Source organism: Phenylobacterium sp. (assembly GCF_020253645.1).
GTDB lineage: Bacteria > Pseudomonadota > Alphaproteobacteria > Caulobacterales > Caulobacteraceae > Phenylobacterium.
The window spans coordinates 1-21,396 of sequence record NZ_JADCBG010000090.1 but is presented as its reverse complement, the minus strand read 5'-3'; the positions used below and the strand labels follow the sequence as shown (position 1 = coordinate 21,396).

At 70.8% G+C, this 21,396-nt stretch carries 21 protein-coding genes and 1 riboswitch; of the genes, 11 read left to right on the top strand and 10 right to left on the bottom strand.

Translation table 11 applies throughout. The annotated features are described in order from the left end of the window. The 3 genes from INE98_RS06500 to INE98_RS06490 all read right to left on the bottom strand — a co-directional run. Nucleotides 1-236, bottom strand: a 236-nt coding sequence (locus INE98_RS06500; protein ID WP_293537531.1) for a 3-hydroxyacyl-CoA dehydrogenase NAD-binding domain-containing protein, incomplete at its 3' end; no start/stop codon positions are given. 180 nt (nt 237-416) lie between these two features. Continuing rightward, complete coding sequence (locus INE98_RS06495; RefSeq protein ID WP_293537530.1) at nt 417-1,361, bottom strand: electron transfer flavoprotein subunit alpha/FixB family protein; 945 nt, start codon at nt 1,359-1,361, stop codon at nt 417-419. Beyond that, nucleotides 1,361-2,107, bottom strand: coding sequence for an electron transfer flavoprotein subunit beta/FixA family protein (locus INE98_RS06490; protein ID WP_293537528.1), 747 nt, complete (start codon nt 2,105-2,107; stop codon nt 1,361-1,363). The genes INE98_RS06495 and INE98_RS06490 overlap by 1 nt, the downstream gene beginning before the upstream one ends. A 123-nt stretch (nt 2,108-2,230) precedes the next feature. Between INE98_RS06490 and INE98_RS06485 the strand changes: the two genes are divergently transcribed. After that, nucleotides 2,231-2,509 (top strand): hypothetical protein, encoded by a 279-nt coding sequence (locus INE98_RS06485; protein ID WP_293537526.1) that lies wholly within the window; start codon nt 2,231-2,233, stop codon nt 2,507-2,509. 100 nt (nt 2,510-2,609) lie between these two features. Here INE98_RS06485 and INE98_RS06480 read toward each other — a convergent pair whose 3' ends face one another. Genes INE98_RS06480 through INE98_RS06465 form a run of 4 tightly spaced genes read right to left on the bottom strand, consistent with a single transcriptional unit; the run spans nt 2,610 to nt 7,106 of the window. Next, nucleotides 2,610-3,383, bottom strand: a complete 774-nt coding sequence (locus INE98_RS06480; RefSeq protein ID WP_293537525.1) for an ABC transporter ATP-binding protein — start codon at nt 3,381-3,383, stop codon at nt 2,610-2,612. Then, the gene (locus INE98_RS06475; protein ID WP_293537523.1) at nt 3,380-4,354 is read right to left on the bottom strand and encodes an iron ABC transporter permease; all 975 of its coding nucleotides are present in this window, start codon (nt 4,352-4,354) and stop codon (nt 3,380-3,382) included. Before INE98_RS06475 ends, INE98_RS06480 begins: the two co-directional genes overlap by 4 nt. Further along, a complete protein-coding gene (locus INE98_RS06470) occupies nt 4,351-5,208 on the bottom strand; it encodes an ABC transporter substrate-binding protein (RefSeq protein WP_293537522.1) in 858 nt (285 codons plus the stop codon). The genes INE98_RS06475 and INE98_RS06470 overlap by 4 nt, the downstream gene beginning before the upstream one ends. A gap of 2 nt (nt 5,209-5,210) precedes the next feature. Continuing rightward, entirely contained in the window at nt 5,211-7,106 is a 1,896-nt protein-coding gene (locus tag INE98_RS06465; protein WP_293537520.1) for a TonB-dependent siderophore receptor, read from the bottom strand. Between the two features lie 130 nt (nt 7,107-7,236). Next, a riboswitch (cobalamin riboswitch) is annotated at nt 7,237-7,443 on the bottom strand. A gap of 97 nt (nt 7,444-7,540) precedes the next feature. On the opposite strand from INE98_RS06465, the gene INE98_RS06460 reads away from it, so the two are divergent. Next, nucleotides 7,541-9,280 carry an acyl-CoA dehydrogenase gene (locus INE98_RS06460; protein ID WP_293537519.1) on the top strand — a complete coding sequence of 580 codons (1,740 nt, stop codon included), beginning with the start codon at nt 7,541-7,543 and terminating at the stop codon, nt 9,278-9,280. 148 nt (nt 9,281-9,428) lie between these two features. Here INE98_RS06460 and INE98_RS06455 read toward each other — a convergent pair whose 3' ends face one another. Continuing rightward, nucleotides 9,429-10,583 (bottom strand): DegT/DnrJ/EryC1/StrS aminotransferase family protein, encoded by a 1,155-nt coding sequence (locus INE98_RS06455; RefSeq protein ID WP_293537517.1) that lies wholly within the window; start codon nt 10,581-10,583, stop codon nt 9,429-9,431. A 501-nt stretch (nt 10,584-11,084) separates the two neighbouring features. Between INE98_RS06455 and INE98_RS06450 the strand changes: the two genes are divergently transcribed. Beyond that, complete coding sequence (locus tag INE98_RS06450; RefSeq protein WP_293537515.1) at nt 11,085-11,732, top strand: N-acetyltransferase; 648 nt, start codon at nt 11,085-11,087, stop codon at nt 11,730-11,732. Between the two features lie 16 nt (nt 11,733-11,748). On the opposite strand, the gene INE98_RS06445 is transcribed toward INE98_RS06450, so the two are convergent. Together INE98_RS06445 and INE98_RS06440 are read right to left on the bottom strand one after the other, a co-directional pair. After that, nucleotides 11,749-13,332: an AMP-binding protein gene (locus INE98_RS06445; protein WP_293537513.1), complete on the bottom strand. Its 1,584-nt coding sequence runs from the start codon at nt 13,330-13,332 to the stop codon at nt 11,749-11,751. Between the two features lie 181 nt (nt 13,333-13,513). Next, on the bottom strand, nt 13,514-13,927 hold the full coding sequence (locus INE98_RS06440) for a DUF2177 family protein (RefSeq protein ID WP_293537512.1): 414 nt from the start codon (nt 13,925-13,927) through the stop codon (nt 13,514-13,516). A gap of 179 nt (nt 13,928-14,106) precedes the next feature. Here INE98_RS06440 and INE98_RS06435 point away from each other — a divergent pair, with 179 nt between their 5' ends. The 8 genes from INE98_RS06435 to INE98_RS06400 all read left to right on the top strand — a co-directional run. Continuing rightward, the gene (locus INE98_RS06435; protein ID WP_293537510.1) at nt 14,107-15,438 is read left to right on the top strand and encodes an FAD-dependent oxidoreductase; all 1,332 of its coding nucleotides are present in this window, start codon (nt 14,107-14,109) and stop codon (nt 15,436-15,438) included. A gap of 4 nt (nt 15,439-15,442) precedes the next feature. Next, a complete protein-coding gene (locus INE98_RS06430) occupies nt 15,443-16,225 on the top strand; it encodes a DUF1365 domain-containing protein (protein ID WP_293537509.1) in 783 nt (260 codons plus the stop codon). Between the two features lie 88 nt (nt 16,226-16,313). Continuing rightward, the gene (locus INE98_RS06425; protein WP_293537507.1) at nt 16,314-16,922 is read left to right on the top strand and encodes a DedA family protein; all 609 of its coding nucleotides are present in this window, start codon (nt 16,314-16,316) and stop codon (nt 16,920-16,922) included. Nucleotides 16,923-16,982: 60 nt separating this feature from the next. Next, a complete protein-coding gene (locus tag INE98_RS06420) occupies nt 16,983-17,720 on the top strand; it encodes an SDR family NAD(P)-dependent oxidoreductase (RefSeq protein ID WP_293537505.1) in 738 nt (245 codons plus the stop codon). 18 nt (nt 17,721-17,738) lie between these two features. Further along, nucleotides 17,739-18,350, top strand: a complete 612-nt coding sequence (locus INE98_RS06415; protein ID WP_293537504.1) for a 2-hydroxychromene-2-carboxylate isomerase — start codon at nt 17,739-17,741, stop codon at nt 18,348-18,350. Nucleotides 18,351-18,381: 31 nt separating this feature from the next. Further along, nucleotides 18,382-20,046, top strand: a complete 1,665-nt coding sequence (locus tag INE98_RS06410; protein WP_293537502.1) for a M28 family metallopeptidase — start codon at nt 18,382-18,384, stop codon at nt 20,044-20,046. 111 nt (nt 20,047-20,157) lie between these two features. Further along, nucleotides 20,158-20,811: a LemA family protein gene (locus INE98_RS06405; RefSeq protein ID WP_293537534.1), complete on the top strand. Its 654-nt coding sequence runs from the start codon at nt 20,158-20,160 to the stop codon at nt 20,809-20,811. A 62-nt stretch (nt 20,812-20,873) separates the two neighbouring features. Continuing rightward, on the top strand, nt 20,874-21,396 hold a 523-nt coding region (locus INE98_RS06400; protein ID WP_293537533.1), incomplete at its 3' end, for a YgcG family protein.

Below are 21,396 nucleotides of genomic sequence, written 5' to 3'. Positions count from 1 at the left end.
TGGAGCTCGGGTGCGGGAAGGATGCGGGCCTGGGCGGCCTCCATCTCCTGCGGGGTGATGATCTCGCGGGAGACCTGGCGGGTCATGTTGCGGCCGATCAGCTCACGGCTGGCCGCGATCCGGTCGGGGCTGACGTCGTGCAGCAGGACCTCGTAGCCGCCAAGGGCCACCACGTGGGCGATGCCCGACCCCATCTGACCCGCGCCGATGACGCCGACCGTCCTGATACCCGCCATGTCCGTGACCCCGCAGCTGCGGCTCTCCGGCCGCGTGAGGCGCGCACCCTAGAGGCGTGTTGCGGCGCCGCCAAGCTTTTTGCTGCATCGCAGCGCGAGCGGCTGTCCGGGTTCCACTCGAAAAAAAAGGGGGGCGCGGCGACCGCACCCCCCTCCGGGTTTCCGCAACGGGCGCCAGGCTCACTTTCCGGCGGCGGTCAGGGCCTCCATCAGCTCGGGGATGGCGGCCTTGTAGTCCGCCACCAGGCCGAGGTCGGCGACCTGGAAGATGGGGGCGTCGCCGTCCTTGTTGATGGCCACGATCACCTTGGAGTCCTTCATGCCGGCCAGGTGCTGGATGGCGCCCGAGATGCCGACGGCCACATAGAGCTCGGGGGCGACCACCTTGCCGGTCTGGCCGACCTGGTAATCGTTAGGGGCATAGCCGGCATCCACGGCGGCGCGGCTGGCGCCGACGGCGGCGCCCAGCTTGTCGGCCAGGGGCTCGATGACGCGCTGAAACTCCTCGGCGGAGCCCATGGCCCGGCCACCGGACACGACGATCTTGGCTGCGGTCAGCTCAGGACGGGCCGACTTGACGATCTGCTGGTCGACGAAACTCGTCTTGCCTGCGCCCGGGCCCGCGTCGACGGTCTCGACGGCGGCGGAACCGCCGTCGCCAGCCGCCTTGAAGTTGGTGGCCCGGACCGTGATGACCTTCTTGGCGTCGGACGACTGGATGGTCTCCAGGGCGTTGCCGGCGTAGATCGGGCGCACGAAGGTGGAGCTGTCGACGACCTCGACCACCTCGGTGATCTGGGCCACGTCGAGCTTGGCCGCCACGCGGGGCGAGAAGCTCTTGCCCAGGGAGGTGGCGGGGGTCAGCAGGGCGTCGTAGCCCGCCATCAGAGGGGTGACGAGGCTGGCGATGGCCTCGGCCAGGCCCTGACCCAGGGCGTCGCTTTCGGCATGCAGGACCTTGCGGACCCCGGCGATGCCGGCGGCGGCCTTGGCCACCTCGCCGGCGCCCCTGCCGGCCACGAGGACATCGACGTCCCCGGAAAGGGCGAGGGCGGCGGTGACCGTCTTGTGAGTGCTGTCCTTGAGGGACGCGTTATCGTGATCGGCGAAAACCAGAACAGCCATCAGATCACCCCGTTGGTCTTGAGATTGGAGACGATGTCGGCGGCGCTCTCGACCTTGACACCGCCGCTGCGCTTGGGCGGCTCGGTGACCTTGACCACCTTCAGGCGGGGGGCTGTATCGACGCCGACGGCCGAAAGCTCCTTCACGTCGAGGGGCTTCTTCTTGGCCTTCATGATGTTCGGCAGGGAGGCGTAGCGCGGCTCGTTGAGTCGCAGGTCGGCGGTGATGACCGCCGGCAAGGCGACATCTACCGTCTGCAGGCCGCCGTCGATCTCGCGGGTCACCCTGGCGGAGCCTGCAGACAGGACGATTTCCGAGGCGAAGGCCGCCTGGGGCCAGTCCAGCAGGGCGGACAGCATCTGGCCAGTGGCGTTGTTGTCGCCGTCAATGGCCTGCTTGCCCATGATCACCACGCCGGGAGCCTCTTCGGTCACCACCGCCGCCAGCACCTTGGCGACGGCGAGGGGTTCGAGGTCCTGGTCTGTCTGGATCAGGATGGCGCGGTCCGCGCCCATGGCCAGGGCGGTGCGCAGGGTTTCCTGCGCCTGGGCCGGGCCGATGGAGACGGCGACCACCTCGGTGGCGGCGCCCTTTTCCTTCTGGCGGACGGCCTCTTCGACCGCGATCTCGCAGAAGGGGTTCATGGCCATCTTGACGTTGGCCAGGTCAACCCCGGTCTGATCGGCTTTGACCCGCACCTTGACGTTGTAGTCGATGACCCGCTTTACGGGCACGAGGACCTTCATGGCTTCGCTTGCGCCTCAATTTGCATTGCAACAAATGGAACGCCGTGGGGCATAACCAATCCCGCGCGGTTTGCAAGCTCCGGGCGTCATCAGAGACGTCTTCAAGGGTGACGGGAGAGCGGAATGTCGAAACTGATCCGGCGGGTATTCCGCATCACCGTCGCGGTCTTCCTGGCCGCCTGCGTGGCGATCCTGGTCGTCCAGGTGGTGTGGATCACGCCCGGGCAGGAGTGCGAGCAGGCGGGGAAGTGGTGGGACTGGCGACAGCGCACTTGCGCTCAGCCGATCCTGATCTCCGACATCACCGGGCGGCCCATTACCGACCGCAAGAGCCATGACGCGGCCAAGGCCGACGCCCGGGCCCGCAGGGCAGAGGCGCCGGAGGCCGCAAGGCCGGACTGAACCCCGTCACTCCTTTTGGCTTGCGCGGCTTTACAGCCCAATTTGCTGCCCCGAGGGGGACCTCCTGGCGGAGCCCGGTGAGGAAGGCAACGGTCTCGCGTCAGGCACGACCTAGGACGTCCACCGAGGCGCCCTCCGGTCCCCGACGCAGTGCGGTGCGAACGGCGAAGGCGCGGGCCAGAACGTCGGGGACCAGGGCGACTTCCGGCGGCCCGTCGGCGAGGAGCCTGCCCTCCGCCAGCACAAGGACGCGATCGGCGATCCGGGCCGCCAGGGTCAGGTCGTGCAGGGTCAGGACGACGCCGCATCCCGCCCTCGCCCGCCGCACCAGGGTCTCGGCCGCATCGATCTGGCAGCCGGGGTCGAGGCCAGCCAGGGGCTCGTCCGCCAGCAGCCAGTCGGGCTCTCCGGCCAGCACCCGGGCGATCATCACCCGGGCGCGCTCGCCACCGGACAGGGTGGAGGCGTCCCGTTCGGCAAGGTCTGCGGCGCCGGCTTCCTCCAGCGCGGCGTCGATGATCCGGGCGTCCGCAGCCGACAGGCCCCGGGCTCCGATGTGCGGGGTGCGGCCCAGGCCGACGAGGATGCGCACCTCCAGGGGCCAGGCGATCTCGGGCATCTGAGGCAGGAAGCCGATCCGCCGGGCGCGGGCCATGGGAGGCAGGGCGGAGAGGTCCTGCCCGTCGAGGCGCACTGCGCCCGCGGCGGGCGCCAGGAGGCCGCAGAGGCCGGCCAGCAGGGTCGACTTGCCGGCCCCGTTGGGTCCGACCAGGGCCGTGACCTCACCTGCGCGCAGGGACAGGTCGAGTCCGGCGAGGATCTCCCGCCGGCCGCGCTTCAGGGTCAGGCCCCGGGCTTCCAGCACGCCGCTCACGCCATCCTCCGGCGCAGGGACAGGAGCAGGAAGAGGAAGAAGGGACCGCCCAGGCAGGCCATGGCCACGCCCAGCCGGACCTCCGCCGCCGAGGGCGTCAGCCGCACCGCCAGGTCCCCTGCGAGCACGATCGCCGCCCCGCCGAGGGCCGAGGGCCAGAGCAGTCCCTTGGGACGGGCGCCGACCAGGGGGCGGAGGAGGTGCGGGGTGACAAGGCCCGCAAAGCCGATGACGCCGGCCACCGCCACCCCGGCTCCTACGGCCAGGGCGGTCCCTGCCGCCAGCAGGGCGCGGGTGCGGGACAGGTCGATCCCCAGGCTCGCCGCCCCGGACTCGCCCAGGGTCAGGGCGTCGAGGGCCCGGCCGGTGAGGACCAGGAGGACCAGGCCGGCGAGGATGAAGGGGCCCGCGAAGGCGACGTCCTCGAGGCTGCGGTCGGCGAGGGACCCCATCAGCCAGTCGATGATCCCGTTCACCGCCCAGGGGGTGGGGGCGAGGGACAGGGCCAGCGCGACCCCCGCGCCGGCGATGGTGTTCAGAACGACCCCGGCCAGCAGGAAGACGGTCATGGAGCCGGCGCTCCCCGAAAGGCCGAGGAGGAGGCCCACGCCCGCCAGGGCCCCCGCCATGGCGGCCAGGGGCTGGAGCAGGGGGAAGGCGAAGGGCAGCCAGAGGGTCAGGACGGCGCCCAGGGCTGCGCAGGCCGAGACGCCCAGCACGCCAGGATCGGCCAGGGGGTTGCGGGTATAGCCCTGGAGCGCGGCTCCGGCGAGGCCGAGGCCGGCGCCGATCAGGATCGCCAGCAGGGTCCGGGGCAGGCGCAGCTCCAGGAGGATCGCCCACAGCGGATCCTCCGGCCTGGCCAGCATGTCGCCCAGCGGCAGGACGGTGCGGCCCACCAGGAGGCTTGCGGTCGACAGGATCAGGACCAGGGCGGAGAGTCCCAGGATGACGGCGGCGCGGCGGCTCATGCCCGTCGCTCCAGGGCCTGGTCGCGGATCGCCGCCAACCGTGTCGCCGCTTCGACCAGGGAGGGGCCGCCGCAGAAGAGCAGCCGTTCGGGGATCTCGGCGGTCAGGACCCGGCCACCCAGCCGGTCCAGGGCGGGATGGCGGGTGACCCGGTCGGGGCGAACGGCTTCGCGTCCTCCGCCGGCCCGGACCAGGACCTCCGGTGGCGCGGCAAGAAGGGCTTCGACTGGCGCCGGGGTCCAGCCGTTCAGGCCCAGCCGGGTCGCCGCGTTGGCGATCCCAAGCCGGCGGAGCAGGTCGTCCGGGAGGGAGCCGGGGCCGGCCGCCAGTCCGCCGGAGAGGAGGAGCAGCATTTCGGGCCGCCTGACGCCCCGGGCTGTTACGCCATCGAGGCCGGCGGTGATCCGGGCGCCGAGGGCCTCGCCGCGGGCGGGGCGGCCGACCCGCGCGGCGACCTCGCGCACCTGAGTCAGGCTCTCGTCCACCGTGGACGGGGGGCCGAAGGCGGCGACCTCGACGCCCAGGCGCTGAAGGGCCCGGCGGGTGGCGAGGGCGGTGTGGGTGCTGGCGAGGACAAGGTCTGGCCGGAGCCGCAGGACCTCCTCGGCGGTCTCTCCCGCCACCGGAAGGGTGGCGGCGATCCCGGCGATGGTGGAGCCCTGAGGATCGCGGGACAGGCGGTTGATCCCGGCGATCTGGCGGCGGTCCGCCAGGTGGACCAGCAGGGCGTCGAGGCAGGGGTTGAGGGAGACGATGCGCCGGGGCGCCGCCCGGGCCGCCCCCAGCCCTGCCGCCGCCGCAAGGCCCGCCGCCGCCATCCGGCGGCTGATCGCCCCTGTCCGCCCCGCCGCCATGGTCAGAACCGCGCCCTCAGGCCGACATGGGCTGTCCGCCCCGGTGAACCATATCCGCGAACGGTCTCCGGCGCCTCGTCGGTGAGGTCATCGATCCGACCGTACACAGAAACCCGGCCGCCCAGAGGCGCCTCGGCCCTGAGGGCGGCGGTCAGGCGAGACTTCAGCGGCGGGCCGCCCCAGAGGTCGCTGAGGCTCTCGCCGGCATAGTTGAGCCCCATGCCCAGCCGGACCCCGCCCGCCAGGGTACGGCTGATGTCGAGGGCCGCCATGTCCCTCGGTCGTCGCGCCAGGTCCCGGTCGGGGGCGCCGTCCTGGCCCTGCAGGCGGGCACGGGTGCGGGTATAGCTGGCGTCGACATCGAAGCCCGCCAGCCGGCCGGAGGCCACCGCCTCCACGCCGGTCGCCGTCGTCCGGTCGAGGTTGTCGTAGTAGCCGAAGCGGCCGCCCGTGCAGTTGGGGTCGCCGCCGCCGGTGCAGACGGCGAAGTTGACCTGGTCCTCCGTCCGCCGCCCGAAGAGGGTGAGGGACAGGCGGATGTCGCCGGCCTGGCCCTCCACGCCCAGATCCCAGGCGAGGGCCGTCTCCGGCTGGAGGGCGGCGTTCCCGTACTCGCTGTAGAGCTGGTAGAGGCTGGGCGCCCGGAAACCCTGTCCCAGGCTGGCCCGGACGACGGTCGCCCCGCCGCCCGGCCGCCAGGCCAGAGCCGCCTGTCCCGAGCCATGGTTCCCGAAGGATTCGTGCCGGTCGAGGCGAGCCGCCAGGGTCAGGGTCATGTCGTCGGCGGGCCGCCCCAGGGCCTGGATCCAGGCCGAGTCCACCCCTGTCGAGCGGGCCAGGGGCTGCGGCTGAGGGTTCCATGCCGACGGCGAGGCGATCCGCATGCGGCTGCGCTCGCCCTCTGCGCCGAAGGTCAGGCGCCAGTCCGGGGTCAGCTGCGCCTCGCCCTGGTACTCCAGCCGGCTCACGCGTCCCTCGGCCCGGAAGGTCAGTTCGGTCACCGCCTGGTCGGGATCGAAGGTCCGCCGCCGGGTGTCGGTGAGGGCAAGGCCCAGGCGGTTCTTCACCCGCCCGCCGGCGGCGGGGAAGGTCACCCCCGCATAGCCCAGGGCCTCGCGCGTCCGGCCCCGCTCACGGGTGTCGGCGAAGATGAAGGCCGGCGCGGGAAAACCGTCGAAGGCGTTTCGGGCGTCTGACCAGACGGCCCGCAGGTCGAGGCGGACCTCGGGACTGAGGTCCACGGTCATGCGCCCGCTGGCGCCGGTCCGGCGGTAGCCGTCCCGCTCGGTCCCGGTCCGGGCCGCCGAGACCCCGTCGGTGGCGAAGGCGTCCGCCGCCAGCCGCCAGGCCAGGGCGCCGCTACCGCCGCTCACGCCGCCGCGCAGGTAGGAGGTCCCAAGGCCGCCGGCCTCCGCGGTCCCCTCGGCGGCGAACTCCCCGGCCGATGGCGGGCGGGTCTCGAGGCTCACCACCCCGCCTATGGCCTGCCCGCCCCAGACGGCCGACTGGACGCCGCGCAGGACCTCGATCCGTGAGATGTCGCCCAACAGGAGGTTGGCGGCGTCGTAGGCCCCGCCGATCACGGAGGGATCGTTCAGACGCACGCCGTCGATGACGAAGAGGGTCTGCTCGGCCTCGGCGCCGCGGATCCGGACCGCGGTGACCCCGCCGGGCCCGCCGTTGCGGGTGACACCGACGCCGGGGGTCGTCGCCAGGAGGTCGGAGACCACCAGGGCCTGGCGGTCGCGGATCACTTGCCCCGGGATGACGGTCACGCTGCGGCCGCTCTCCGTGACGGCCACCGGCGTGCGGTTGGCCACCACCACCAGCGGTTCGACGGCGGTTCCGGGCGGCGTGACGGCCAGGGTGGCGGCCCCGGCCAGGCTGACAAGACTCATTGCGCCCTCCTTCGAGCGACAGGCGACCGCGCGTGCGGCCGCAACAGGCGTTTCCGGCCCGCGGGCGCGGACCGGTCAGGTCTGTCGTCGGTCGGGAAAGACCCCGTCCTCCAGGCGCACCCCGGCCCGTCGGATGACGACGGCGTCAGGCAGGTCTCCTGGCTCGCGGGTCACTGTCCGTTGCGCGTCGCCTTCCCGGCCCGGTTCCCGAAGGTTCCCGGCCAGTGGCCTCGTGACGCGCGGACTCGCCGCTTACAGTTGCGGGGGCAGCCCGGGCCTTGCACCCGAGTTCCCTTTTCATCTCCCTCTCGGGAGAACCTGACGCAGGATCATGGCTAATCCGCCCCGGGGCTGGGGTCAACGGCCGCAAAGGGGTTGCCATCCCGCCGCACGGGGCGCCATCAAGCCCGCAGCCCTCGACCCGGAGCCCCTTCATGTCCTTCCGTGCGCCCCTCCAGAGCCTCGACCTCGCCCTTGCGGCGGCCGGCCTCCCCGACCTGATGGCCGCTGGGTATCCAGACCTGGACGCCGAAACCGTCTCCGCCGTCCTCGATTCGGCCGCCGCCTTCGCCGAGGCCGAGCTCGCCCCCCTTAACCGGGATGGCGACCGGATCGGCGCCCGGTTCGAGAACGGCGTGGTCACGGGCGCCCCGGGCTTCGCCCAGGCCTACCAGGCGTTTGCGGCCCAGGGCTGGAACTCCCTGGCGGCGGACCCGGAGTTCGGCGGCCAGGGCCTGCCCAAGGTGCTGGAGCTGGCGGTGTTCGAGATGGTCCACGCCGCCAACATGGCCTTCGGCCTCTGCCCCATGCTGACCCAGGGCGCCATCGAGGCCCTGACCCTGCACGGCACCGAGCGCCAGAAGCGCCTGGTCCTTCCCAGGCTCGTCTCGGGCGAGTGGACCGGCACCATGAACCTGACGGAGCCCCAGGCGGGCACCGACCTGGCCGGCGTGACCGCCCGGGCCGAGCCGGACGGCCAGGGCGGCTACCGGATCACCGGCCAGAAGATCTACATCACCTGGGGCGACCACGACGCGGCGGAGAACATCTGCCACCTGGTTCTGGCCCGCCTGCCCGACGCCCCGCCCGGGGTGAAGGGGATCAGCCTCTTCCTGGCCCCCAAGCGCCTGATCGACGTCGACGGCCGTCTGGGGGCCGCCAACGCCCTGCGCCCCGCCTCCATCGAGCACAAGCTGGGCATCCACGGATCGCCCACCTGCGTCATGCTGTTTGAAGGCGCCCAGGCCGAGCTGGTGGGCGAGGCGAACAACGGCCTGGCCCACATGTTCGTCATGATGAACGCGGCTCGCCTCCAGGTGGGGGTGCAGGGCGTGGCCATCGCCGAGCGCGCCCTCCAGCAGGCCCTCGCCTACGCCCAGGACCGGATCCAGGGCCGGCCCGCCCTGGGCGGGGAGTCGATCTTCGGCCATCCGGACGTCCGCCGCAGCCTGGCCCTGATGCGCGCCAAGGTGGAGGCCGCCCGGGCCATCTGCCTGCTGACCGGCGTCCTGGCCGACCAGGCCCGCCTCGCCCCCGACCCCGCCGCCCGGGACCTGGCCCGCGGCCGCCAGGAGCTGCTCACTCCCATCGCCAAGGCCTGGTCCACCGATATCGGGGTGGAGGTCGCCTCCATGGGCGTGCAGGTGCACGGCGGCATGGGCTTCATCGAGGATACCGGCGCGGCCCAGCACTATCGCGACGCCCGCATCGCGCCGATCTACGAAGGGACCAACGGCGTTCAGGCTGTCGACCTCGCGGGCCGCAAGCTGTCGATGATGAACGGCGCACTCATGCCTGGCCTGTGCGCCGAGATCGCCGCAGACGCCGCCGCCGTCAGCCGCGAGCCCGGACTCGAGGGTGTCGGGCGGCGGCTGGAGACTGGGGTCGCCGCCCTCTCCGCCGCCACGACCTGGATGCAGCAGAACCGGGGACCCGACGCCCTGGCCGGCGCCACGGCCTACCTGCGCCTGTCCGGAGACGTGATCGGCGGCTGGATGCTGGCCCGCCAGGCGGTGCTCGCCCGGACCCGTGCGCCGGCCCTTGCGGAGTCCCGCGCCGCCCTGGCCCGGGTCTTCGCTGAACAGGTCCTGGCCCAGGCGCAGGGGGTCGCCGAGGGCGTCATGGCCGGCGGCGCTGACCTCGCCGTCCTGGACGCCGCCGCCCTTGCGGGCTGAGGGCGAGGGGCCGCCGCATGGCCCCCGCCTGAGACACGGGGGTGCGCAGGTCGGCTCACTTCCCCGGTGGGAGGCGAAGCCCGTCCTCAGTCAGGGGCCCCGATAACGCCCCGGTCCGATCCCCGGTTCGGGTCTTCCGGAGCCTGACCTACGCCGTGAAGCTCCGTACGGCCGCGACAACGGCGTCCTGGGCGTCAGGTTCAAGGTAGGGGTGCATCGGCAGGCTCAGCACCTGCCGGCAGAGGGTCTCCGTGACGGGCAGGCCGCCGGGGGCGGGATAGCCCGCGTAGGGACCCTGGCGGTGCAGCGGGAGAGGGTAATAGACTGCGGTGGGGACGCCGGCGGCCCTGAGGTGCGCGGCAAGGCCGTCGCGGTCGGCGCACTTCACCGTGTACTGCGCCCAGGTGCTGCGCCCTCCCGGGATCACGACGGGGGTCTCCACGACGCCGGCCAGGCCCTCCGCATAGCGGTCGGCCACCCGGTTCCGGGCCTCGATCTCGTCGGCGAAGATGGTCAGCTTCTGCAGGAGGATGGCGGCCTGGAGGGTGTCCATCCGGCTGTTCATGCCGACCCGCATGTTCAGGTACTTGGGATCGTGCTCGAAGGTCCGCCCCTCGATGTCGGATTTCACCGCCTGGCCATGCACCCGCAGGCTGACCAGCAGGTCGTGAAGCCGCGCATCCTTGCACAGCACCGCCCCACCGTCGCCGTAGGCGCCCAGGGGCTTGGCCGGGAAGAAGGAGGTGGTGGCCACATCCGCCCAATGGATGGGGTGATGGCCATCGAGGGTGCAGCCGAAGCCCTGGGCCGAGTCGGCGATCAGCTTCAGGCCATGCCGGCGGGCGATGTCCGCCAGGGCCGGGTAGTCGGCGGGCTGGCCAAACAGGCAGACGGCCATGATGGCGCGGGGGGTCAGGACGCCCTCGGCCTTTACGGCCTGGATGGCCGCCTCCAGGCGTTCCGGGTCCAGGGTGAAGGTGTCGGGGCGGACGTCCACGAAGACCGGCGAGGCGCCGACCAGGGGCATGACCTCCGCCGTCGCGGCGAAGGTGAAGGACGGGCAGAAGACCGCGTCGCCGGGGCCGATCCCCCAGGCCATCAGGGGCAGTTGCAGGGCCTCGGTGCCCGATCCGCAGGACAGGACGAAGGGGGCCTGCCCGAAGGCGCCGAGGGCGGCTTCGAACTCTGCGATCTCCGGCCCCATGATCCACGCGCCGGATCGCACCACCTTCAGGATGGCGTCCTCAAGGGGCTGGCCCAGGCGCCGTCGCTGGGCCTGAAGGTCGATGAACGGAATCGGCATGACGCACCCCGCGCGGAAATAGAGGCGGGCGCTTCTTAGGGGCGCCCGCCCGGAACCGCCAGACACGCTTGTTTTCGCATCGTTTCGCTTCACGGTCGGCGGACCGCCTCAGACTTGTCCGCAGCGTCCATCCCGGCAGAGCGCCTCCTCCAAGTGGACGCGCGGGACCTGTGGCTCAGTCCTGCCAGCGAAAGACGCCCCTGCTGGTGCGCCTCAGGGAATCGGCAGCGTTCCCCCGCCGACTGCGGAAGCTTGTGACAAGATGTCCGCCGCGTCGTTCAAGCCAGGCATGAGGACTTCGCTCTGCTGCTCCGGCCGATGCGCGAAATGCGCCCGGGCCTGCCGGCAAAACTCCACGGTGGCTCGGCTCTTTGGGCGGCAGCTGCCCGGAGCAGGGCCCGCCGCTGGTCGCGCGGTAGTCGATGGAAGGACGCCTGAGCCAAGCTTGACCGATAGGCCTCCCCTCGTAACTTACCAGCCGCAGACGTGGCGGAGAGAACGATGACGAGCAGCGCTATGCAAATTCGGGCACTGGACCCTGAGGAAACGGTTCGGTTTGCGCCCTGCATCCCCGGTCTCATCCGGGAGACCAGTCCTGTCAGCTATGACTACTCATTTGGGACGGACGGCCTCCTTGAGACCCTCGTCTCCGTTTCCTGGGCGACCGCCGACACCCTGTTCTCCGCAGCCTGCGCCACGGCTGCTGTGGCCGACGGAGAGTTGCTGGGCGTCGAGCTCGGGTTCGAAGGATCGAACTTTCGCACCTTCCAGGCCAACCTTGCGCCACTGGCTCTGGACCTGGTCGCCCGCGGCTCAGTCACATACGACCAACTGGTCGCGCTTGCCCAGCGGGCTGCCAAAGTGAGTTACCTCAACGCTTACATCCCCGATCACGTCTACTATCTCCATGCCTTGTCGGCATTTCCCCAGTATCGCGGCAGGGGCATTGGAAAGGCCCTGCTGGCCGCTGCGATCGCCCGGGCAAGGGCCGCCGGATATCGCGAACTGCAGCTCGACGTGCTCGCCGACAACCCGGCGGTCGGGTTCTACCAGGCGAACGGCCTGTCGATCGTGGTGGAAACGCGATCGCTGGAGCTCACGCGCGACCATGGCTTTCCTTCCGAATACCGAATGGCTGTGACCCTCTGAGCTAGGCCGCGCCGCCTCAGATCTGCTTGGTGCGGCCTTCCCAGTAGGGGGCCCGGACCTTGTTGCGCTGGATCTTGCCCGCCGCCGACCGGGGCAGGTCGGTGACGAAGTCGAGGCTGCGCGGGACCTTGAACGAGGGCAGGCTGCGCCGGCCGAAGTCGAGGATCTCCTGCGCCAGGGCGTCGGAGGGCGCATAGCCTGGCTTCAGCAGGATCACCGCCTTCACCTGCTCTCCCCATTCCTCATGGGGGACGCCCACGGTCGCGGAGTCGGCCACGGCCTCGTGCTTGATCAGCTCGTTGTCGACTTCCTGCGGATAGATGTTCACGCCGCCTGAGATGATGGTCTCGGCGCTGCGGCCCGTCAGGAAGAGGTAGTCGTCCTCGTCGAAATAGCCGACGTCGCCCATGGTGAAGAAACCGTCCACCCGGCTGGCGTTCGTCTTGGCCTCGTCCTTGAAATAGCTGAACCCGCCGCCGGGGGGCAGCTGGTGGTAGATGGTCCCGGCCTGTCCGTTGGGCAGGTCCTTGCCGTTTTCGTCCAGGATCCGGACCTGGAGCAGGGCGGGACGCTTGCCGACGCTCCCGGGCTTCTTCAGCCACTCGTGCGAGTCGATGGCGAACCCGGCGCCGCCCTCCGAGCCCGCATAGTACTCGGACAGGATGGGACCGAACCACTCGATCATGGCGTGCTTGACCTCGGGCGGGCAGGGCGCGGCGCCGTGGACGATGTACTTCACGTGGTCGACCGGGTAGCGCGCCTTGACCTCGGCGGGCAGGGCCAGCAGCCGCTGGAACATGATCGGCACCAGGTGCAGGTGCGTCACCCTCAGGTCGTGGATCGTCTTCAGGACGTGCTCGGAATCCCACTTGTCGATGAAGACCAGGGGCGCGCCGGCGCCCATGGCGGCGCGGACGTCGAAGGCCAGGGGCGCGGCGTGGTAGGCGGGGCCGGCGCAGAGCTGGACCGAGCTCTCGCTGTCATAGCCGCGCATCAGGTACATGGACGGCGGCGTCGTGACGGGGTTGGGCCGGTGCACGCCCTTGGGCCGGCCCGTGGTGCCGGAGGTGTACATCATGGCGTTGCCAAGGACAGGGTCGTCGATATCGTCGCCGTCGAAGGCGTCCAGGGCGGCCTGGTAGTCCTCGAAGCCGTCGATCGCGCCATCGACCGCCAGCCTGACCAGGAGGTCCGGGCATTCGGCGGCGGCGGGCCCGACCGCGGCCACCCGGGCGTCTCCCACCAGGGCCTTCGCCTCGCAGTCCTTGATGATGTAGGCGATCTCGTCGGCGGTGAGGTGCCAGTTAACCGGCGTGATCCGTATGCCGGTCCGAAGAGTGGCGGCGAGGGCCTCGACAAACTCGACCCGGTTCGAGCAGACTAGGGCCAGGGAGTCGCCGGCCTTCAGGCCGCGGGCACGCAGCAGGCGGGCCAGCTTGTTGGCGTTGGCGTTGACCTTGGCGAAGGAATGCGCGGTCCCGTCGGGGTCATAGACGGCGACCTTGTGGGGGTGGCGTCCCGCCCAGCAGGCGGTGGTCATCCCCACCTGGCCCGCCGCCTCCAGGCGCGCGATGAATTCAGGGTCCAGCAAATCGTTCATTCAAATTCCTCCCGGGCGCGCCGCATTCTCTGGCGTGCGCTACATACTCAAGACAGCATCCGGCCAGGCCGCCTGCCTGACCACCCCCCTTTCTTGCGAGAGCCGGACAGGAATGCGCCTCCGGCGGCGCCTTGTTCGGACGCAGGCGAAGGCGACAACCGTCTCTCCCCAGACCGGCCCCTCACCCCGCCCGCGGAGCGGCCCGGCGCCAGGCCCAGGCGCCGGCCGCAGAGGCGGTGGCCGAGGCGAAGGTTCCCCAGGCGATATCGATCACGCTGACATGGACTGACCAGACCGCCAGGGTCGCCAGGTTGGTCAGGTCGTAGGTGGCGTAGGCGAAGGCGCCCAGCGCCGCCCCCCGAAGCGCCACGGCCCGGATTCCGCCGCCCGCAAGCACCACAGGACGCACCACCAGGAAGGTCAGGCCCGTCACGTACATCACGTAGAAAGCAGCCGCTGCGTCAATCCGCAGCTCCGGCGCCAGGACGGGCCCCAACGCAGGTTGATAGAGTATCGGGAACATCTGGGTCAGCCAGAGGGCGTCGAGAACGCCGAACGCCGCGCCGACGCCAATCCAAGTCAGTAACCAACGCATCGCAGATCCTCCAGGTCAGGATCGACAGGCTGCACCAGAGTGCGCGCAGGCGCGAGTCCTGACTTCGCCTCTCCGGCGCTCGAAGCCGTCGGCAGGGCCTTGCATCGCCCGGGGCTCTCAGGCCATTGGAGGCGTCGGGGAGCCGTTGAAGCGGCCCGTTGAGGTCTCCGGGAGTCTGCGTGTCAGAGAATGAATCCACACCGTCCGCCCGCCGGATCGTCGTGATCGGCGCCGGCGTCGCCGGCCTTTCCGCCGCCTGGCGCCTTGGCGAGGTCGCCGAGGTCACGGTTCTGGAGGCGGAGGGCCGGCTGGGCGGCCACGCCAATACCCTCGACGCGCCCGGGCCGGGCGGCGACACGCCCGTGGACACCGGCTTCATCGTCTACAACGAGGACAACTACCCCAACTTCACCGCCCTGCTGGCCCATCTCGGGGTGGCCAGCCAGCCGGCGGACATGGGCCTGTCCGTGTCCCTTGACGCCGGCGAACTCGAGTACTCCTCCAACGCCCTTCTCGCCCAGAAACGCAACCTGCTCCGTCCGCGCTTCTGGCGCATGATCGCCGATATCCTGCGCTTCTACAGACGGGCGCCGGACGACCTGCGGCGGCTGGAGGGCTCGGGCACCCCCCTCGACGCCTATCTCGAGCACGGCCGCTTCGGCCCGGCCTTCCGGGACGATCACCTCCTGCCCATGGCGGCGGCCATCTGGTCGACCCCGCTCGACCGGATCGGCGACTATCCCGCCGCCTCCCTGATCCGCTTCTTCCTCAACCACGGCATGATGAGCGTAGCCGGTCGGGGGCTCTGGCGGACCGTGACCCACGGCAGCCGGTCCTACGTCCGTGAACTCGTGGCCGCCGCGCGGGCCGACTTCCGCACCGGCGTCCGGGTGGCGGGCCTGTCCCGCACGCAGGAAGGGGTGCGCGTCCGCCTGGCCGACGGGTCGACCCTGGACTTCGACGAGGCGGTGCTGGCCGTGCATGGCGACACCGCTCTGGCCCTGCTGGAGGACCCGACGCCGGAGGAGTCCGCCCTGCTCGGCGCCTTCCGGTATGCGAAGAACCGGGTCATGCTGCACCGGGATCCCGCCCTGATGCCGCGCCGGCGGGCCGCCTGGACCGCCTGGAACCACATCGGTCGCCGGGACAGCCCCGGCGAGGGTCCGGTGACCTACTGGATGACCTATCTGCAAAGCCTGAAGGGCGCAGGCGACCTCTTCGTGACCCTCAATCCCCCCGAGAGCTTCCGGCCCGAGAGCCTGATCGCCGAGATTCCCTACGAGCATCCCCTGTACGACGCCGCCGCCATCGAGGCGCAGACCCGGCTCTGGTCCCTGCAGGGCGTCCGCCGGACCTGGTTCTGCGGCTCCTATTTCGGGCATGGATTCCACGAGGACGCCCTTCAGTCTGGTCTGGCCGCCGCCGAGGCCATGGGGGCCCCGCGCAGGCCCTGGACGGTGGCCAATGAGTCCGGGCGTATCCACCTGCCCGATACGGCGCCCGGAGCCTGACTGCATGACCGCCTCGGGCATCTACGCCGGGGTCGTCACCCACGTCCGCCTGCGGCCGCGGCCGCACCGCCTGCGCTACCGCATCTTCATGCTGCTTCTGGACCTGGACGAGCTCGAGGGTCTCGACACCCGCCTGAAGCGTTTCGCCGTCGGCCGCTTCGCCCTGACCGGCTTTTCCCCGAAGGACCATCTCGACCACACCGGCCGAGACCTCAGGGGCCAGGTGGAAGCGATACTGGCGGACGCCAGCCTCGAGGGTGGGGGCCCGATCCGACTGCTGGCCATGCCCAGGATCCTGGGCGGCGTCTTCAATCCGCTGACCGTCTGGTTCCTGCACAGGCGCGATGGCGCCCTCTCGGCGGTGCTTTACGAGGTCCGCAACACCTTCGGCGAGAGCCACAGCTACCTCATCCCCGCCGCGCCGCAGGGCGAAGAGGTCCTCACCCAATCCATCGACAAGGGATTCTACGTCTCGCCCTTCATGGACATGGACCTGGCCTACGCCTTCCGGATCCGGCCGCCGGGCGAAAGGGTCGCGGTGTCCATCGATGTCTCCGACGCCGAGGGGCGCGTCCTGACCGCCGCCTTCGCCGGGGAGAGGCGCGAGATGACCGACGCCAACCTGATGGCGGTGTGGCTCGAGCGTCCGATGACCAGCCTCGGGGTGCTGGCCGCCATTCACTGGGAGGCCTTGTGGATGTGGCTGAAGGGCGAGCCGATCCGCCGCCGGCCGCCGCCGCCTGCGTCTCCCGTGACCCTGGCGCCCGCCGCCCTGCCGGAACCCTGAACAGCTTGTCTTGAAGCTCTCATTGATTCCCGACGGTCCGCCCCCACCTCAGGAGCGGCGTCCCTTGGGTCCTGTAACGGAGACGGCGTTGGCCGAGCTAATCCTGAAGATCATCGCGGCGGGGGGGCTCCTGGGGGTCGCAGCCCTGATGTTTGCCGAAAACCTTTTCCCGCCCATCCCCTCCGAGGTGATCCTGCCGCTGGCCGGATATGCTGCAGCAAGGGGCGACCTCCCCCTGGCCGGCGTCATCCTGGCGGCCACCCTGGGCGCCGTGGCGGGCGCCTCCTTCTGGAAATGGGTCGGGCGCCGCATCCCTGAACCCGGGCTGAGATCCTGGATCGACAAACACGGCCGCTGGCTGGCCCTGGAAGTCCGTGACCTTGACCAGGCCCAGGCCTTCTTCAGGCGGTGGGGCGGCCAGGCCGTCTTTTTCGGGCGGCTCGCCCCTGGCATCCGGACCCTGATCTCCCTGCCGGCGGGCGTCCTTCGCATGCCCTGGGGGGTGTTCCTGGCCTGGACGACCGCGGGCACCTTCCTCTGGACCCTGGCCCTGACCCTCGCCGGCGTCTTCCTGGCCTCCCGCCACGACCAGGTCGCCGCCTGGCTGGATCCCGTCACCGAGATCCTGCTCGGGCTCCTGCTGGTCGCCTATCTGTGGCGTGTCCTGAGCCGCAGGCGACGCGACAGGGCCGCCTGAAAGCGCTTTTCTCTGCGCCTCCGGCGTGCTCCTCTCCCGGTGGGCCGGGGAGACGCAGGGATGGGATCGCGCAAGGGAGTTTGCCTGGTAATCGGCGCGGGCGACGGGCTGGGCTCTGCGGTGGCGCGAGCCTTCGCCGCCGAGGGACTTGCGGTCTGCATCACCCGCCGCGCCCGAAACCTGGAGCGTCTTGAGGCCCTGGCGGATGAGATTCGCGCCGCGGGAGGCGAGGCGCACGCCTTCGGCTGCGACGCCCGCGACGAATCCGAAGTCATGTCTCTCTTCGAACGCATCGAGGCGGAGATCGGACCCCTTGAGGTGGTGGTCTTCAACATCGGCGCCAATGTCCGCTTCCCGATCGTGGAGACCACCTCGCGGGTTTTCACCAAGGTCTGGGAGATGGCCTGCTTCGCCGGCTTCCTGGCGGGACGCGAGGCGGCCCGGGTCATGGCGCCGCGGGGGCGCGGCACCCTGATCTTCACGGGCGCCACCGCCTCCCTGCGCGGTCGCGACGGCTTTGCGGCGTTCGCCGCGGCCAAGGCGGGGCTGAGGGCGCTGGCCCAGAGCCTGGCGCGGGAGCTGGGTCCCCAGGGTGTTCATGTCGCCCACGTCGTGGTCGACGGCGCCGTGGACGGGACCTTCATCCGCTCCATCCGCGGAGAGGTGGACGACCTCCTGGCCCGGGACAGCATATTGAAGCCGGAAGAGATGGCGGCCAGCTACGTGCACCTGCACCGGCAGCCCCGATCCGCCTGGACCCATGAACTGGATCTGCGGCCCTGGTCAGAGACCTGGTAGGCCGGAGAGGAGCCCTCCATGACCCGCACCGTCGACTTCATCTTCGACTTCGGAAGTCCCAACGCCTACCTGGTCTGGAAGGTCCTGCCCGGGATCGCCGCCCGGGCCGGCGCCCGGGTCAACCTCATTCCCTGCCTGCTGGGGGGCGTCTTCAAGGCGACCGGCAACCAGTCCCCCGCCCAGGCCTTCGGACATATCAAGGGCAAGCTGGCCTACGAGACCCTGGAGACCCAGAGGTTCGTGAACCGGCATGGCCTTTCCGCCTATCGCTTCAACCCCCACTTCCCGGTCAACACCCTGCTGATCATGCGCGGCCTGGTGGCGGCGCGCCGCGCCGGGGTCGAGGACGCCTACCGGGAGGCTGTGCTCTCGGCCATGTGGGAGCAGGGCCTGAAGATGGATGACCCGGAGGTCGTCGCCGGCGTTCTGTCGGCGGCCGGGCTGGACGCCCGCGCCCTGCTGGAGGCCGCCCAGGACCCCGAGGTGAAGGCCGAGCTGGCCGCCCATACCGACGCCGCGGTGGCGCGGGGTGTGTTCGGAATCCCGACCTTCTTCGTCGGCGACGAGATGTTCTTCGGCAAGGAGCGTCTGGGTCAGGTCGAGGAGGCACTGGGCCGCGTCCGTGCGTAAGGCCGGTGTGCCGGCCCGGAGAGACCCCATCATGCTGCGGAAGCTCGCCTTCGTTTTCGCCCTGTCAGCCCTTTCCCCCGGCAGCCCGACCCTCGCCGCCGACCGCACGGACCCGGCGCGCCTGTCGGCCATCACCCGAGAGCTGGCGTCGGACGCCTATGGCGGCCGCGCGCCCGGGACCCCGGGCGAGGCCCTGACCATAGCCTATCTGGAGGGCGCCTTCCGCGAGCTCGGCCTGGAGCCTGCCGGGGATAATGGCGGCTATGTCCAGGCCGTACCCCTGATCCGGACCCAGCTGGCCGCCGACGGTCGCTATGCGGTCACCGGACCGAAGGGCGAGGTGGTCCTGACTCCTGGCCGCGACATCTCGTTGATCTCCCTCCTGCCGGTGGACCGCGTGACGATCCAGTCCGCCCCGATGGTTTTCGTCGGATACGGGGTGAGCGCTCCCGAACGGGGCTGGGACGACTTCAAGGGCGCGGACCTCAAGGGCAAGGTCGCCGTCTTCCTGATCAACGACCCCGACTTCGAGGCGGCGCCCGGGGAGCCCGTCGCCGGTCGGTTCGGCGGCAAAGCGGCGACCTACTACGCCCGCTGGACCTACAAGTTCGAGGAGGCGGTGCGCCGCGGCGCCGTGGCGGCTCTGATCGTGCATCAGACCGAGGGCGCGGGGTACGGCTGGTCGACGGTCCTGGCTTCGGGCGGCGAAGGCTTTGACGCAGCGCGCAAGACGCCCGCCGCCGAGCGCCTGCCCCTGCAGGGCTGGCTGACGGGCGAGGCTGCGGCCGGCCTGTTTTCGGCCGCCGGGCTGGACCTCGAAGTCCTGCGGCGCCAGGCGCGTTCTGCGGACTTCCGCCCCGTGGACCTGTCGGGCCTGACCTTCTCGGCGTCGGTGGGCGTGAGCTTCAGTCGATTTGAGAGCCGTAACGTCATCGCGCGCCTGCCCGGCCGCAAGCGACCGCTGGAGAGCGTCATGATCGCGGCGCACTGGGACGCCTTCGGCGAAGGTCCGCCCGACGCCCAGGGGCGGCGCATCCGGCCCGGCGCCGTGGACGACGCCCTGGGCGTCGCCGGGGTTCTCGAGGCCGCCCGGCTGCTGAAGGCGGGCCGGCCCGCGGACCGGTCCATCCTGTTCGCCCTGTGGACCGCCGAGGAGCGGGGGCTGCTGGGCTCGGACTATTTTGCGTCGAATCCCTCGGCTCCCCTGGAGACGATGGCGGCCAACCTGACCCTCGACGTCCTCCAGACCGCTGGTCCCGCCCGGGATGTGGTGCTGGTGGGCGCCGGCCAGTCGGAGCTGGACGACCTGCTGGCCGCCGCCGCGAAGCGGCAGAGGCGAACCGTCACCCCGGACGCGCGGCCGGAACGCGCACTCTATTTCCGCGCCGATCACTTCAGCCTTGCCCGCCGGGGCGTTCCGGCCCTGCTGCTGATGGGCCTCGGAGGCGGGGCGGATCTGGTCGAGGGCGGCCGCGCCGCCGGCGACGCCTGGGTCACCCGCTATACCGACGAGTGCTACCACAAGACCTGCGACGCCTGGGGCCCGGACTGGGACCTGCGCGGCGCGGCTGCGGATGTGGATCTGGTGGTCGACATGGCCCGGCATCTCTCCCGGGCAGGGGTCTGGCCTGACTGGCGGCCGGGCTCCGAGTTCGGACGTCTGCGCGCCGAGAGCGCCGCAAAGCGGAGGCCCTGACCTATCACGGCGCGCCTCCGGACCTCTCCGGACGTTGCGTAAACCCCGGTTCGGGACCATCTTCCGGCCTGGCCGCGCCCGCGCGGCGTCCGCACCGGAGATACCTTCGTGATCCCTTCCCGCAAGACTCTCGCCCGGGCCCTGATCTTGGCGGTGGCCCCTCTCTTCCTCGCCGCCTGTGGCGTCAATGCGATTCCCACCAAGGAAGAAACGGCCCGGGCCCAGTGGGCGGAGGTGCAGAACCAGTACCAGCGCCGGGCGGACCTGATCCCCAACCTCGTCGAGACCGTGAAGGGCTTCGCCGCCCAGGAGCGCACCGTCCTCACCGAAGTGACGGAGGCCCGGGCCTCGGCGACACAGGTCAGGGTCGACGCCTCGACCCTGACAGACCCGGCGAAATTCCAGCAGTACGCCGCCGCCCAGGACCGGCTGTCGGGCGTGCTCGGACGCCTGATGATGATCCAGGAGCGTTATCCGGACCTGAAGTCCAACCAGAACTTCCTGGCCCTGCAGTCGCAGCTCGAGGGAACGGAAAACCGCATCGCCATCGCGCGTCGCGACTACAATGAGGCCGTGCGAAGCTACAATCTGGAGTTCAAGACCTTCCCCAATTCGTTCTGGACGGTCGTGCACCGCAATTCGCAGCCCATGCAGATGTTCGCCGCCTCCGACGCCGCCCAGACAGCGCCCTCGGTGAGCTTCAGCCCTGCGGCTCCGAGCCCCCCCGCAACCGCTGCGCCGCCGCCTCCCGCCCCGGCGCCATGACGCGGCGAGGGGCTTCGGACCAGGCTCCGGCGCCCGTGATCACGCGGACGGGACTGTGGGGCCTGCTGGCCGCCCTCGGCGCGGCGCTGGCCCTGCTGAGCCCCTTCGCGGTGCTCGCCGCCCCGACCTTTCCGCCTCTCACCGGAAGGGTCGTCGACCAGGCGGATCTCCTGTCGCAGGACGCCGAACGCGCTCTGGACGCCCGTCTCCGGGCCCTTGAGGAGACGACCGGCCGGCAGATGGTGGTGGCCACCCTCTCCGACCTTCAGGGCTATCCCATCGAGGACTACGGCTACCAGCTCGGCCGGACCTGGGGCATAGGCGACGCCAAGCGGGACGACGGGGTTCTGCTCATCATCGCCCCGAACGAGCGCCGGGTGCGTATCGAGGTGGGCTACGGCCTTGAGCCTGTCCTGACGGACAGCCTCAGCTCGGTGATCATCCAGACCCACATCCTGCCCGCCTTCCGGCGTGGAGACATCGAGGGCGGCGTCGTCGCCGGCGCGACCGCGATGATTGACCAGCTCGGCCTGCCGGAAGGCGAAGCGCAGGCGAACGTGCGGCAGGCAGAGGAGGCGGCGAGGG